The organism is Jatrophihabitans sp. (assembly GCF_051960575.1).
GTDB lineage: Bacteria > Actinomycetota > Actinomycetes > Mycobacteriales > Jatrophihabitantaceae > JBQCEE01.
Genome location: NZ_JBQCEE010000246.1, coordinates 1 through 13,869 on the forward strand (window position 1 = coordinate 1; position 13,869 = coordinate 13,869).

Annotated in this window: 14 protein-coding genes; 8 read left to right on the top strand and 6 right to left on the bottom strand. The window is 71.9% G+C overall.

What is annotated here, in order from left to right; genetic code table 11:
- The 4 genes from ACTHMS_RS13670 to ACTHMS_RS13685 form a co-directional block, all read right to left on the bottom strand.
- Positions 1-696 (bottom strand): MBL fold metallo-hydrolase (locus ACTHMS_RS13670; protein ID WP_440307223.1); only part of this gene is annotated, 696 nt, incomplete at its 3' end.
- A 10-nt stretch (positions 697-706) separates the two neighbouring features.
- Positions 707-1,960, bottom strand: coding sequence for a DUF4032 domain-containing protein (locus ACTHMS_RS13675; protein WP_440307224.1), 1,254 nt, complete (start codon positions 1,958-1,960; stop codon positions 707-709).
- 10 nt (positions 1,961-1,970) lie between these two features.
- Positions 1,971-3,332 (bottom strand): mycothione reductase, encoded by a 1,362-nt coding sequence (locus ACTHMS_RS13680; RefSeq protein WP_440307225.1) that lies wholly within the window; start codon positions 3,330-3,332, stop codon positions 1,971-1,973.
- A gap of 22 nt (positions 3,333-3,354) precedes the next feature.
- Positions 3,355-4,149 carry a serine protein kinase RIO gene (locus ACTHMS_RS13685; RefSeq protein ID WP_440307226.1) on the bottom strand — a complete coding sequence of 265 codons (795 nt, stop codon included), beginning with the start codon at positions 4,147-4,149 and terminating at the stop codon, positions 3,355-3,357.
- A gap of 184 nt (positions 4,150-4,333) precedes the next feature.
- On the opposite strand from ACTHMS_RS13685, the gene ACTHMS_RS13690 reads away from it, so the two are divergent.
- Genes ACTHMS_RS13690 through ACTHMS_RS13705 form a run of 4 tightly spaced genes read left to right on the top strand, consistent with a single transcriptional unit; the run spans position 4,334 to position 7,377 of the window.
- Positions 4,334-6,085, top strand: a complete 1,752-nt coding sequence (locus tag ACTHMS_RS13690) for a proline--tRNA ligase (protein WP_440307227.1) — start codon at positions 4,334-4,336, stop codon at positions 6,083-6,085.
- Position 6,086: 1 nt separating this feature from the next.
- Complete coding sequence (locus tag ACTHMS_RS13695; RefSeq protein ID WP_440307228.1) at positions 6,087-6,758, top strand: uracil-DNA glycosylase; 672 nt, start codon at positions 6,087-6,089, stop codon at positions 6,756-6,758.
- Positions 6,759-6,793: 35 nt separating this feature from the next.
- Entirely contained in the window at positions 6,794-6,991 is a 198-nt protein-coding gene (locus ACTHMS_RS13700; RefSeq protein ID WP_440307229.1) for a DUF6290 family protein, read from the top strand.
- Positions 6,988-7,377 carry a type II toxin-antitoxin system death-on-curing family toxin gene (locus tag ACTHMS_RS13705; RefSeq protein ID WP_440307230.1) on the top strand — a complete coding sequence of 130 codons (390 nt, stop codon included), beginning with the start codon at positions 6,988-6,990 and terminating at the stop codon, positions 7,375-7,377. Before ACTHMS_RS13700 ends, ACTHMS_RS13705 begins: the two co-directional genes overlap by 4 nt.
- 1 nt (position 7,378) lies before the next feature.
- Here ACTHMS_RS13705 and ACTHMS_RS13710 read toward each other — a convergent pair whose 3' ends face one another.
- Positions 7,379-7,846: a PPOX class F420-dependent oxidoreductase gene (locus ACTHMS_RS13710; RefSeq protein WP_440307231.1), complete on the bottom strand. Its 468-nt coding sequence runs from the start codon at positions 7,844-7,846 to the stop codon at positions 7,379-7,381.
- A gap of 113 nt (positions 7,847-7,959) precedes the next feature.
- Between ACTHMS_RS13710 and uvrA the strand changes: the two genes are divergently transcribed.
- Positions 7,960-10,911 carry an excinuclease ABC subunit UvrA gene (gene uvrA / locus ACTHMS_RS13715; RefSeq protein WP_440307232.1) on the top strand — a complete coding sequence of 984 codons (2,952 nt, stop codon included), beginning with the start codon at positions 7,960-7,962 and terminating at the stop codon, positions 10,909-10,911.
- A 110-nt stretch (positions 10,912-11,021) separates the two neighbouring features.
- Here the strand turns inward: uvrA and ACTHMS_RS13720 are convergent, their stop codons facing one another.
- A complete protein-coding gene (locus tag ACTHMS_RS13720) occupies positions 11,022-11,789 on the bottom strand; it encodes a nuclear transport factor 2 family protein (RefSeq protein ID WP_440307233.1) in 768 nt (255 codons plus the stop codon).
- Positions 11,790-11,976: 187 nt separating this feature from the next.
- Here ACTHMS_RS13720 and ACTHMS_RS13725 point away from each other — a divergent pair, with 187 nt between their 5' ends.
- The 3 genes from ACTHMS_RS13725 to ACTHMS_RS13735 are packed head-to-tail and all read left to right on the top strand — an operon-like array spanning position 11,977 to position 13,835.
- Complete coding sequence (locus ACTHMS_RS13725) at positions 11,977-12,546, top strand: MauE/DoxX family redox-associated membrane protein (RefSeq protein WP_440307234.1); 570 nt, start codon at positions 11,977-11,979, stop codon at positions 12,544-12,546.
- Positions 12,547-13,305, top strand: a complete 759-nt coding sequence (locus tag ACTHMS_RS13730; protein WP_440307235.1) for a hypothetical protein — start codon at positions 12,547-12,549, stop codon at positions 13,303-13,305.
- Entirely contained in the window at positions 13,302-13,835 is a 534-nt protein-coding gene (locus tag ACTHMS_RS13735; RefSeq protein WP_440307236.1) for a hypothetical protein, read from the top strand. Before ACTHMS_RS13730 ends, ACTHMS_RS13735 begins: the two co-directional genes overlap by 4 nt.
- Positions 13,836-13,869: the final 34 nt, after the last annotated feature.

The window sequence follows — 13,869 nt, forward strand, 5'->3', positions numbered from 1 at the left end:
AAATGAGTGGGGGGGGGGACGTGCGGGAGGACCCCCGCCGCGCTCGCGCCCCCCGCCGAGGTGTGGACGCTCGGCGCCGAGCGTCGAGTCGTTGCCGTGGCCGGGGTAGAACCACGTCTCGTCGGGCAGCTGGTCGAAGACGCGCTGCTCGACGTCGTCGATGAGGGACGTGAAGTCGGCGGGGTTCGTCGTCCGGCCGACGCCGCCGGGGAACAGCGAGTCGCCGGTGAACAGGTGCGGCACGCCCTCGGGGTCGCGGTAGAGCACCGCCACCGACCCGGGCGTGTGCCCGCGCAGGCCGATGATCTCGAGGGTCACGTCGCCGACCGTGATGACGTCGCCGTGCGCGAGCCGTTCGTCGACGGCCACGGGCAGCGCGTCGGCGTCCGCGTCCCCTGCGTACACGGCCGCGCCGGCGAACTCGACCGTCTCGGCGAGCGCCTGCCAGTGGTCGGCGTGCTGGTGCGTCGTCAGGACGGCCGACACCGGCGGTCCGTCGAGCACGACCAGCTCACGCAGCCGGTCGGCCTCGTTGGCGGCGTCGATGAGCAGACCCTCGTCGGTCTGCGTGCACCGCAGCAGGTAGGCGTTGTTCGACATCGGGCCGACGGCGAGCTTGGCGATGGTCAGCCCGGGCAGGCGGCGGATGTCCCAGGGGCCGCCGACCGCGACCTCACCGGTGTACGTGTCGGTCATGGTCGCGAAATTACTCGAAGATCGGCTCGAGCTCCTCGGTCGGTGGGCCGGAGAGGTCGAGGGCCAGGTCGGGCAGGTCGCGCAGCACGGTGTCGACGTACGAGGCGACCGCGACGTCCCGCCCGACGTCGCGCTGCTGGCGCTCGGACAGCAGCCAGCGGTGCTCGTTGATCTCGTGGAACAGCTCGGCGTCGGGCAGCTTGCCGCGCAGGTCGGCCGGTACCTGCGCCAACGTCCCGTAGAACTTCTCGTCCAGCCAGCGGCGCGCGGCCTGGTCGTCGGTGACGGCGTGCCCGAGGCCGTCCTCCCACTTGGCCTTGAAGCGGTAGAGGTCGCCGAGCAGCGCCCGGGCCTGGTTCTCCTGCACCCGCAGGCCGGTGAGGGCGAACAGCCGCCGCTGGTGGTGGCCCGCCTCGACGACCTGGGTGTCGAAGTGCACCCGCAGGCCGTCCGGCTCGCTCTTGACGCGGAACTCGCCGACGTCGAAGCCGAGCTCGTTGAGCCGGCGGATGCGCTGGTTGATGCGGTAGTTCTCGCCGCGGGGGACGACCTCGTCCGAGGTCACCTCGCTCCAGAGCTGCTCGTAGCGGCTACGGGCCGAGTCGGCCAGCTCGACGATGTCGATGTCCTCGTCGAGCACGCCGGCGTACTGGAGGTCCATCAGTTCGCCCGCGATGTTCTCGCGCGCGATGTCGATGTCGTGGGCGCGCTGGCCGTCGGTGAGGCGGTCGTGCAGCTCGCCGGTCTCGGCGTCGACGAGGTAGGCGGCCAGGGCGCCGGCGTCGCGGCGGAACAGCGTGTTCGACAGCGAGCAGTCGCCCCAGTAGAACCCGGCCAGGTGCAGCCGGACGAACAGGCCGGCCAGTGCGTCCATGAGCCTGGTGCGCAGTTCGGGCAGCGAGCGGCCGGTGAACAGCGAGCGGTACGGCTGCGAGAACGGCAGGTGGCGCGTGATGAGCAGGCCGGGCAGTTCCTCGTCGGCGTCGTCGCGGCGCTCGGTGACGAAGCCGTAGGCGCGCACGGTCGGCACCGAGCGGGCCGAGAGGTCCTGCAGCAGGTGGTACTCGCGCTCGACGAACCGGTCGGTGGCCTCCTTGACCGCGAAGACGACGCTGTCGAGCTCGACGAAGCGCACGAGGTGGCGCGAGATGCCGCGCGGCACGTGCACGATCAGCGCGTCCTGCCACTGCGCCAGCGGCCGGTCGAGCGGCATCCCGAGCGCGGTGGTGTCGGCGCCGGCGGTGGTCAGGCGGAACGTGCCCACGCCGCAGAGGTTAGGGCAGACGGAGCTGCAACAACGCGTTCTCGACCACTTCGGTGAGGGCGGGGTGGATCCAGTACTGGTTCCGCGCCATGTCGTCGACGCCGAGCCCGAAGCTCATCGCCTGGATGAGCGGCTGGATCAGCGTCGCCGCCTGCTCGCCCAGCAGGTGCGCGCCGAGCAGCCGCCCGGTGGAGGGATCCGCGACGAGCTTGCAGAACGAGGTGAGGTCGTCCATGGCCCAGCCGAAGGCGGTCGACCCGTAGGGCAGGGACGCCGCCACGTAGTCGCCGCGCTCGGCCGCCTGTTCCTCGGTCAGCCCGACGCTCGCGATCTGCGGGTGGGTGAAGACGGCGGCCGGGACGAAGCGGTGGTCGCTCGCCCGCAGGTCGTCGGGGTGCAGCAGGTTGTGCTGCACGATGCGGGCCTCGTGGTTGGCGACGTGCTTGAGCTGGAAGTCGGAGCTGACGTCGCCGAGCGCCCAGATGCCCTCGACCGACGTGCGCTGGAACTCGTCGACCACGACCCGGCCGTCGGGGTGCAGGTCGACGCCCGCGGCGCCGGGGTCGAGGTCGTCGGTGTTGGGCACCCGCCCGGTGGCGACGAGCAGCAGGTCGCCGGTGACCTCGGCGCCGTCGTCGAGCGCGAAGCGTACGCCGTCCCCCTGCCGGTCGACCGCGGTGACGGTGCGGCCGGTGCGCACGTCCCAGTGCTCGCGGGCGACGGCGGTGAACGAGTCGGCGACCTCGCGGTCGAGGTGCCGCAGCAGGGGCGCCGACCGGGCGACCACGGTCACCCGCGAGCCGAAGGACGAGAACACGTGGCCGAACTCGGCGGCGATGTACCCACCGCCGAGGATGACCACGTGCTCGGGCAGGTCGTCGATGCGCATGACGGTGTCGGACGTGTGGAACGGGACGCCGGCGTCGCGCACGACGTCGGGCACCATCGGCCGCGAGCCGGTCGCGATGACGATCCGCTCGGCCGTGAGCACCTCGCCGGTCGACAGCGTGACCTCGTGCGCGCCGGTGAAGCGGGCGGTGGCCTCGTACAGCGTGGTGTTCCGGCCCTCCGCTCGGTACACCCGGCCGGCCGACGAGATGGCGTCGATGCGGCCGAAGACACGGTCGCGGATGTCGCGCCAGCGCACCTTGTCCAGCGTGGCGTCGACGCCGAGCCGCGCCGCCTCGGACTGCACGGCGCGGGCGAGATCGGCGGGGTACACGTACATCTTGGTCGGGATGCAACCGACGTTGAGGCACGTGCCACCGAAGGTGCCGCGCTCGACGATAGCGACCGACTGGTCGGCGAACTCCGGCCCGACGATCGAGTTCGCCGAGCCGGAGCCGAGGATCAGCAGGTCGTGGTGCGGCACCCGCCCATCTTGCGCGACCGGCTCACCAGCCCGCGACCGCCTCGGCCATGAGATCGCCGAGCAGGTGCTCGAACTCGACGGTCAGCAGGCCGCGGCGGCGGAACCAGGTGCAGATGTTCGTGCAGTCGCGCTCGAGGAAGGCGAGGCCCTGCGGGTTGGCGGCGAGGTCGACGACCTGCGGCAGGTCGATCATGACGACGCGCCCGTCGTCGACGAGCAGGTTGTAGGGCGAGAGGTCGCCGTGGGCGAAGCCCGCCCGGGCGAGCAGGTGCATCGCGTCGACGCACGGCTCGAACAGGTCGGCCAGCTCGTCGGGGGCCGGACGCAGCTGGGCGAGCCGCGGCGCGGCCGTGCCGTCGGGCCCGCCGAGGAACTCGAGCAGCAGCTCGGTGCCGTGCAGCTGCACCGGGTACGGCACCGGTGCGCCCAGTTGCCAGAGGTGGCCGAGCGCCTCGAACTCGGCCCCCGACCACTGGCCGGCCAGCAGGTCGCGTCCGAACTCGGTGCGGCGGGCCATGGCGCGGGTCTCGCGGCTGCGCCGCACCCGCCGGCCCTCGGTGTAGCCGGCGTCGCGGTGGAACATGCGGTGCTGGCTGCTGCGGTAGCGCTTCGCCGCGAGCAGCACCCCCTCGGTGTCGGGCAGGGCCCGCCGCACGAGGTGGACGTCGGCCTCCTTGCCGGTCTTGAGCACACCGAGGTCGGTGTCGACGGCGTCGAGGGCCGTGATCACCCAGTCGGGACGCGGGGTCGGGCCGTGGGTGGCCACGTCCAAGGTGGAGTAGTTCGGTTCGTCGTACGGATCGTCGATGAGACGCAACGGAGGATCTCCTGGTGGAGGCGCGCGGCGCCTCGGTCGGAGGCCGCTCAGCGCGGGACGGACGGGGTGGGCGCGGGCAGCACCCGGACGGCGGTCGTCATGTCGGCGCTCCCTTCCCTCGTCGTGCGCCACCACTGGCGCCCGTCCAGGATTTCGCTGCGGCGCAACCGAATAACCTGCATGCATGCTCCGCATGTCGACGCTGTTCCTGCGCACCCTCCGTGACGACCCCGCGGACGCCGAGGTGCCGAGCCACAAGCTGCTCGTGCGCGCCGGCTACGTGCGCCGCGTGGCGCCCGGCATCTACTCGTGGCTGCCGCTGGGCATGAAGGTGCGCGAGAACATCGAGCGGATCGTGCGCGAGGAGATGGACGGCATCGGTGCCCAGGAGGTGCACTTCCCGGCGCTGATCCCGAAGGAGATCTTCGAGGCGAGCGGGCGCTGGACCGACTACGGCGACACGCTGTTCCGCCTGCACGACCGCAAGGACGCCGACTACCTGCTCGCGCCGACGCACGAGGAGCTGTTCACCCTGCTGGTGAAGGGTGAGTACAACTCGTACAAGGACTACCCGCTGTCGCTGTACCAGATCCAGACCAAGTACCGCGACGAGGCGCGGCCCCGTGCGGGCGTGCTGCGCGGGCGCGAGTTCGTGATGAAGGACAGTTACTCCTTCGACCTCTCGCAGGAGGGGCTCGAGGCGTCGTACCGGGCGCACCGCGACGCCTACGAGCGGATCTTCACCCGCATGGGGCTCACCTACAAGATCGTCTTCGCGGTCTCGGGTGCGATGGGCGGCTCGGCGTCGGAGGAGTTCCTCGCGCCGGCCGCGTCCGGCGAGGACACCTTCGTCCAGTGCACGAACTGCGACTACGCGGCCAACACCGAGGCCGTGGTGATCGCGGCGCCCGAGCCGGAGGACCCGTCAGGGCACCCGGCCGCCGAGGTGCTCGACACCCCGGACACGCCGACCATCGACACGCTCGTCGCGCGGCTGCGCGAGCTCGGCCATGCCGACGCGACGGCGGCGGACACGCTCAAGAACGTCGTGCTCAAGACGCTGACCCCTGGCGCGTCGGAGTGGGAGCTGCTGGTCGTCGGCGTGCCCGGCGACCGCGAGGTCGACCTCAAGCGGCTCGCCGGACAGCTCGAGCCGACACTCGTCGAGCAGGCCGGGCCGGACGACCTCGCGAAGCAGCCGGGGCTGGTCAAGGGCTACATCGGCCCGCAGGTGCTGCGCGAGCTCAAGGTGCGCTATCTCGTCGACCCGCTCGTCGTGCCGGGCTCGCAGTGGGTGACCGGCGCGAACGAGGCGGGCAAGCACGCGGCCCACGTCGTGCGCGGCCGCGACTTCGACCCGGACGGCGAGATCGGCGCCGTCGAGATCCGCGACGGCGACCGGTGCGCCCGCTGCGGCTCGCCGCTCGAGATCGCGCGCGGCATCGAGATGGGGCACGTCTTCCAGCTCGGCGAGAAGTACGCCCGCACCTTCGGCCTCACCGCGCTCGGCCAGGACGGCAAGCCGGTCGGCGTGACGATGGGCTCGTACGGCATCGGCATCACGCGCGGCGTGGCGGCGGTCGCCGAGCAGACGCACGACGAGCAGGGGCTGTGCTGGCCGCGGGCCATCGCGCCGGCCGACGTGCACCTCGTCGCGACGGGCAAGGACGACGCCGTCTTCGAGGCCGCGGCGTCGCTGGCCGACGAGCTCGAGGGTGCGGGCGTCCGGGTGCTGTACGACGACCGTCGCGGGGTGTCGCCGGGCGTGAAGTTCAAGGACGCCGAGCTGGTGGGTGTGCCGACGATCGTGATCGTCGGCAAGGGACTCGCCGACGGCGTGATCGAGCTGCGCGACCGGAAGTCGGGCGACCGCCGCGAGGTGCCCGTCGGCGAGATCGCCTCGGCCGTGCTGGCCGAGGTCGGCCGCGCGCTCTGACGTGCCCGCGCTGACCGAACTGCTCGACCCGGGGTGGGCGGAGGCGCTCGCGCCGGTCGAGGACGACATCGCGCGGATGGGGGAGTTCCTGCGCGCCGAGGTCGCGGCCGGGCGCACCTACCTGCCGGCGGGTCCGCTCATCCTGCGCGCCTTCACCCAGCCGTTCGCCGAGGTGCGGGTGCTCATCGTCGGGCAGGACCCGTACCCGACGCCGGGCCACCCGATCGGGCTGAGCTTCGCCGTCGACCGCGACGTGCGGCCGATCCCGAAGTCGCTGCAGAACATCTACAAGGAGCTGCGCTCGGACCTCGGCATCGAGCCGCCCGAGCACGGCGACCTCACCGCCTGGACACGGCACGGCGTGCTGCTGCTCAACCGGGCGCTCACGGTGCGGCCGGGCGCGTCCGCGTCGCACCGGGGGAAGGGGTGGGAGCGGGTGACCGAGCAGGCCATCCGCGCCCTCGTCGCCCGGGGCGGACCGCTCGTGGCCATCCTCTGGGGACGCGACGCCCGCGACCTCGCCCCGATGCTGGGGGGCGTGCCGCGGATCGAGTCGGCCCACCCGTCCCCGCTCTCGGCCTCGGGCGGCTTCTTCGGCTCGCGGCCGTTCTCGCGGGCGAACGCGCTGCTCGTCGAGCAGGGCGGGCAGCCGGTCGACTGGTCGCTCGACTGACGAGTGCGGTGGTATCACCGCGGTATCATCGGAACATGGCGATGACACTGCGACTGACCGACGAAGAGGCTCAGGCTCTGCGTGAGTACGCCGAAGCCAATGGACGATCGATGCAGGAGGTCGCCCGCGAGGCGATCCGCGACTACATCGCCGAGCGACGCTCCCGTCGCGAGCAGGCGCTCGCTCGCATCGTCGCCGAGGACAGTGAATTGCTCGACCTGCTCGCGCAGTGACCGACTACCTGACGATCGAAGACCTGCTTGCAGCCGCGGATGCGGCCCTCGCACCGGCGCCCGTGCTCATCCGGGACCGTGGCCTGCTGGAGTCGGCGCTCGCGCGACCGCAAGCGAGCGCCTTCGGCGAGGACGCCTACGTCGGACTGTGGCTCAAGGCCGCCGCGTTGCTCGAGTCGAGCGCGCGCAACCACGCGCTCATCGACGGCAACAAGCGCCTCGCCTGGGTCGCGATGCGCCTGTTCGTGATCTTCAATGGTGAGGACGTCCGCGCACCATCGCCGGCGGAGGGTGACGTGTTCGTCCGCGCAGTGGCGCAGGGCCAGCTGCAACTCGACCGCATCGCGGCCACGCTCGAGCAGTGGAAGCGCCCAGCCGAACGTTGACTCAGCTCCCGGCGAGGCGGGCGGGGAAGCCGCCGGTGGCGATCGGGCCCCAGCGCGTCGGGGTGACCCGGACGAGGCACTTGCCCTGGTCGACCATGGCACGGCGGTACTCGTCCCAGTCGGGGTGCTCGCCGCTGATGACGCGGAAGTATTCGACGAGCGGGTCGAGGGCCGCGGGCAGGTCGAGTACCTCGGCATCGCCGTCGACCTGCACCCACGGGCCGTTCCAGTCGTCGGACTGCACCATGACCGAGGCGCGCGGCATGCGGCGCAGATTCGCCACCTTGGCCCGCTCGGGGTAGGTCGAGATCACGATCCGGCCGGCGGCGTCGACGCCGCCGGTGACGGGCGAGAGCTGTGGCGAGCCGTCGGCCCGCGTGGTGAGCAGGATCATCCGGTGCCGTGGACGCACGAAGTCCAGCAGGGCGTTGAGGTCGACGGTGCTGTTGGTGGCGATGGAGCGCGGCATGCGGCCATCCTTCCCGCGACCCGCCCACGTTGTCGTACCCGGTCATTACCCTCGACCGTGACCCTCCCGTCCGGCGTCCCGCGCCGGATCTCGGCTGCCGCAGAAGGAAGTCTGTGAACGACCGCCTGATCGTGCGTGGTGCCCGCGAGCACAACCTCAAGGACGTCAACCTCGACCTGCCCCGCGACGCCATGATCGTGTTCACGGGGCTGTCGGGCTCGGGCAAGTCGAGCCTCGCGTTCGACACGATCTTCGCCGAGGGTCAGCGGCGGTACGTCGAGTCGCTGTCGGCCTACGCCCGCCAGTTCCTGGGGCAGATGGACAAACCCGACGTCGACTTCATCGAGGGCCTGTCGCCGGCGGTCAGCATCGACCAGAAGTCGACCTCCAAGAACCCGCGTTCGACCGTCGGCACGATCACCGAGGTCTACGACTACCTGCGTCTGCTCTACGCCCGCATCGGCAAGCCGCACTGCCCGGTCTGCGGCGAGCCGATCAGCAAGCAGACGCCGCAGCAGATCGTCGACCACGTGCTGAGGATGGCCGAGGGCACCCGGTTCCAAGTGCTGGCGCCGATCATCCGCGAGCGCAAGGGCGAGTACGTCGACCTGTTCGCCGACCTCCAGACCAAGGGTCTGGCCCGCGTCCGGGTCGACGGCGTGGTGCACACCCTCACCGACCCGCCGAAGCTGAAGAAGCAGGAGAAGCACACCATCGAGGCGGTCGTCGACCGGCTCTCGGTGAAGCCGTCGAGCAAGCAGCGCATCACCGACTCGGTCGAGACGGCGCTCGGGCTCGCGGGCGGCGTCGTCATCCTCGACTTCGTCGACCTGCCCGACGACGACCCGCACCGCGAGCGCCGGTACAGCGAGCGGCTCGCCTGCCCCAACGACCACCCGCTGGCCATCGACGAGCTCGAGCCGCGGTCGTTCTCGTTCAACTCGCCCTTCGGCGCCTGCCCCGAGTGCACCGGCCTCGGCACGCGCAAGGAGGTCGATCCCGAGCTGCTGATCCCCGATCCCGAGGTCTCGCTCGCCGACGGTGCCATCGCACCCTGGGCCACCGCGCAGACCAGCGAGTATTTCCTGCGGCTGCTCGGCGGTGTCGCCGAGCAGTTCGGCTTCTCGCTCGACACCCCGTGGGAGCAGTTGCCCGCGCGCGCGCAGAAGGCGGTGCTGCACGGCACCACCGAGCAGGTGCACGTCAGCTACCGCAACCGGTACGGACGCGACCGCTCCTACTACGCCGCCTACGAGGGCGTGGTGCCGTGGATCGAGCGGCGCTACGCCGAGACCGACAGCGACTACTCGCGCGAGAAGTACGAGGGCTACATGCGCGAGGTGCCGTGCCCGTCGTGCGGCGGCACCCGGCTCAAGCCCGAGATCCTCTCGGTGACCGTGGCCGGGCGCTCGATCGCCGAGCTGTCGTCGCTGTCCATCGGCGAGGCGTCGCAGTGGTTGCGCTCGCTCGAGTTGAACGACCGCGACCGGTTCATCGGCGAGCGGGTGCTGAAGGAGGTGCACGCCCGCCTCGGCTTCCTGGTCGACGTCGGCCTGCACTACCTGTCCCTCGACCGGGCCGCGGCGACGCTCGCCGGCGGCGAGGCGCAGCGCATCCGGCTGGCCACCCAGATCGGCTCCGGGCTCGTCGGCGTCCTCTACGTCCTGGACGAGCCGTCGATCGGCCTGCACCAGCGCGACAACCACCGCCTCATCGAGACGCTGGTGCGGCTCAAGAACCTCGGCAACACCCTCATCGTCGTCGAGCACGACGAGGACACCATCCGCACCGCCGACTGGGTGGTCGACATCGGCCCGAAGGCCGGCGAGCACGGCGGGCAGGTCGTGGTCAGCGGCACGCTCGACGAGCTGCTGAAGTCCGACGAGTCGATCACCGGCGCGTATCTCTCGGGCCGCCGGGCGATCGAGGTGCCGATGGTGCGCCGCCCGCGGACGAAGGGTCGCGAACTGGTCGTCGAGGGCGCCCGCGAGCACAACCTCAAGGACGTCGACGTCGCCTTCCCGCTCGGCTGCTTCGTCGCGGTCACCGGTGTGTCCGGCAGCGGCAAGTCGACGCTGGTCAACGACATCCTCTACACGTCGCTCGCGAACCGGATCAACGGCGCGAAGCTGCCGCCGGGCCGGCACAAGCGGGTCAGGGGCATCGAGCTGCTCGACAAGGTCGTCGGCGTCGACCAGTCACCGATCGGCCGTACCCCGCGGTCGAACCCGGCGACGTACACCGGCGTCTTCGACCACATCCGCAAGCTGTTCAGCGAGACGACCGAGGCGAAGATCCGCGGCTACCAGCAGGGCCGGTTCTCGTTCAACGTCAAGGGCGGCCGCTGCGAGAACTGCCAGGGCGACGGCACGATCAAGATCGAGATGAACTTCCTGCCGGACGTCTACGTGCCGTGCGAGGTCTGCAAGGGCGCGCGCTACAACCGCGAGACGCTCGAGGTGCACTACAAGGGCAAGAACATCTCCGAGGTGCTCGAGATGCCGATCGAGGAGGCTGCGGAGTTCTTCAAGCCGATCTCGCGCATCGCCCGGCACCTCGAGACGCTCGTCGACGTCGGCCTCGGCTACGTGCGCCTCGGCCAGCCGGCCCCGACGCTCTCCGGCGGCGAGGCGCAGCGGGTGAAGCTGGCCTCGGAACTGCAGAAGCGCTCGACCGGACGCACGATCTACGTGCTGGACGAGCCGACGACCGGCCTGCACTTCGAGGACGTGTCGAAGCTGCTGTCGGTGCTGCACTCGCTCGTCGACAAGGGCAACACGGTGATCACCATCGAGCACAACCTCGACGTGATCAAGACGGCGGACTGGATCATCGACATGGGCCCCGAGGGCGGTTCCGGCGGCGGCACGGTCGTCGCCCAGGGCACGCCGGAGGACATCGTCGAGGTGTCCGGGTCCCACACCGGCCGCTTCCTGGCCCCGCTGCTGCGGCCCGCGCCGGCGGCGCCGAAGTCGGGGACGAAGGGCTCGGCCAGGAAGGCCGTCGCCCCGCGGCAGTCGGCGACCCCGACGCGTGCGCGGGCGAAGGCCGCCACCCGCGCCTGATCGGGCCGCGTCCGTTCACACCCTCGACCCGCCGAATTCGTCGCCGCGACACGATCGCGGTGACCTCGCCGGCGGGTCGATCGCGCGGACCCGCCGGCCGGCACGGTCGCTCAGGAGAAGAACGCGTCATCGCCCGCGAGGTCGGCCCTGAGCTCCATCAGGTCGGTGGCCTTGCCGCCCATGATGGTGAACAGGATCGATCCCCGGGCGACGCGGGTCTGCCCATTGCGGGTCGCGCTGGTCTGGTGCACGGCCACTGCGTGCGCACCGCCGTCGCTGTGCACGTCGATGAGCGAGGCGCGGAAGGTGCCGCCGGTGAGCTCCGCGAGGCGGGCGTACAGGCCCAGGATGGCGTCGACGCCCTTGTAGGCGCCGGCGATCATGCTCCCGCCGGGCACGTGCTGCACCGCGTCGTAGGCGATCACCTCACGCAGCGTAGCGACGTCGCCGGCGTTGAACGCCGCGTACCCGCGCCGCACAAGTGCGATGTTCTCGTCCACCGCCGGTGCGGTCGCGGTCGCCGGGCGTGCGTAGGCGGTCGCCTCGGTGGCGTAGTCCAGCATGATGCACGGCTGGTCGCCGACGACCCAGGCGTCGTGCCCGGGAGCGAGGTCGAACAGGTCGCCGGCCGTCAACGTCCGCTCGGCGCCCTCGTCCTCGCGGATCTGCATGGTGCCGGAGACCAGGTAGCCGAGGTGCCGTACCTGGCAGCTGTCCGTGCCGGCGAGTGGGGCGACGTCCTGCGTCCACCGCCATCCCGGCTCGAAGACGCCGCGCAGCAGCGTCAACCCGCCGGCCGACGCAAGGTCCGCGTGGCCGTGTCCTGCGAAGTCCCGGTGCTCGCCGTCGCGCTCGATGTTGCTGCTCTGCGCGGTCATGCGTGACCACCTCCATCCGGACGGAGCCGGCGTCGGGCGGCGCCGACGGCGGGGATTCTGCACCCGCCCCATCCCGGCCGACAGGCTCGCCGGCGATCCGGGCACGCACACGCCGGGTCGGCAGCCGGCGGCGGGTCGGTCTCGCCAGGGGTGCACACGACGTGTGAGGATCGGCCCGAGGCCTCTGATGATCACCACCGTGCACCTGGTCGCGCTCAGCGCGGCGGTGCTGTTGCTGCCCTCCGGCCTGGCCAAGATCGCCGCGCCTCGCCCGGCGCTCACCATGCTGCGCGGCCTGCGCGTGCTGGCCCTGCGTCCCGTGCTCGGGCCGACGACCGGCCCGGCGCTGGTGCGGCTCGTCGGTGTCGTCGAGGTCGCCGTGGCCGCCGCGGTCGTCACCCTCGGCGGACGAACGCCCGCCGTCGCGCTCGCCGTGCTCTACGCGGCGTTCGTCGGCGTGGTCGGGCTCGCCATCCTGCGGCACTCGAGCGCGTCGTGCGGTTGCTTCGGTGCGACCGACGCGCCGATCGGGCGGGGCCACCTCGGGGTTGACCTCGTCGCACTCGCTGCGGCCATCGCGACCGCCGTGCACCCGGCCGGCGCGCTCGGCGGCCTCACCGGCCTGCCCACCGGCCACGGCATCGTCGCCGCGGCCCAGGTGCTGGTGCTCACCGCGCTCGGCTACCTCTGCATCACGGCGCTGCCCGCCCTGGCGGCCGCCCGCCGCGTGCTCGTCGGATCGACCAAGGAGAGCTGAGTGACCGTCCTCGTCGCCCTCGAGACGGTGCTGCTCGCCGTCCTCACCGTCCTGGTCGCCGGGCTGTTGCGCGCCTACGGCAGCGTGCTGCGTCGACTGCACGCGCTCGACGGCGGCGCCCACGGCCCGACCCCGTTCTCGATCCCGGACGCCGACGCCGCCGCGCCGCTCGCGTCGCCGCTCGACGACCCACAGCGACGCGAGGAGTGGACCGCCGCCCACGACGTCGCCGGCGAGACCCTCACCGGCGAGGTCGTCACGTCGCGCGTCGGCGGTGTCGAGCACGACACGGTGCTGTTGTTCCTCTCGTCCGGCTGCTCGTCCTGCGCGGTCTTCTGGGACGAACTGGCGCGGCCCGAGAACCTGCGGCTGCCCGCCGCCACCCGGCTGCTCATCGTCACCCAGGACGCCGACGCCGACAGCCGCAGCGCGCTGGCCGAGCTCGCGCCGCCGGGACTCGACGTGATCATGAGCAGCGCCGCGTGGCGCGACTACGAGGTGCCGGGCTCGCCCTACGTCGTGCTGGCCGCCGGACGCACCGGGCGGGTGCGCGGCGAGGGCACCGGCCAGTCGTGGCGGCAGATCGCCGAACTGCTCGCGCAGGCGTCCGGCGACGCCGCCTATCTCACCGGCGGCCCGTCGCCCGCGAAGCCGCGGTCGGACGCCGAGCGCGAGGCCGACGCCGACCGGCAGCTGCTGATGGCCGGCATCCTGCCCGGCGACCCGCGGCTCTACGAGCTGCCGGGCGACGAGCGTTGAGCCGCATCGAGGCGCACGGCCTGCGTGCCGACCTGCCCGCGCGGTGGGAGGCCCGGTTGTACCTGCGGCAGACGCCGACGGCGACGGCCGCCGACGCCCGCGCGGCGGCGGCGCACGGCACCGCGCGCACCGCCGCCCACCCGGCCGCCGTCGGCTGGCACGGCGACGTGCCCAACCCGGTACTGCACCTGGCCAATTTCGCGCTGCCGCCGGGGCGCGGCGACTTCGGCACCGGTGCGGTCGAGCGCATGGGCGTGCCGCACGTGTTCGTCTCGCTGTTCGAGTACGACCGCGCCGAGGCCGGGCGGCCGCTGTTCGCCGACCGCGGGCTGCCCCGGCCGCGGGCGCGCGACTTCGGGCCGAACCAGCTGCAGCGCATCCTGCCGGGCCAGGCCGGCGTCCAGCGGTTCTTCACCGAGCACGACCGCGCGTTCTGCCTCTACGTCGTGCTCGGGTCGCAGCGGCACGTGCACGAACGCCTGCCCGAACTGCACCGGGCCCTCGACGGCATCAGGATCGGAGTGCGATGAGCGAGCTTGCGAGCGAATCAGTGTCGCAGGGCCA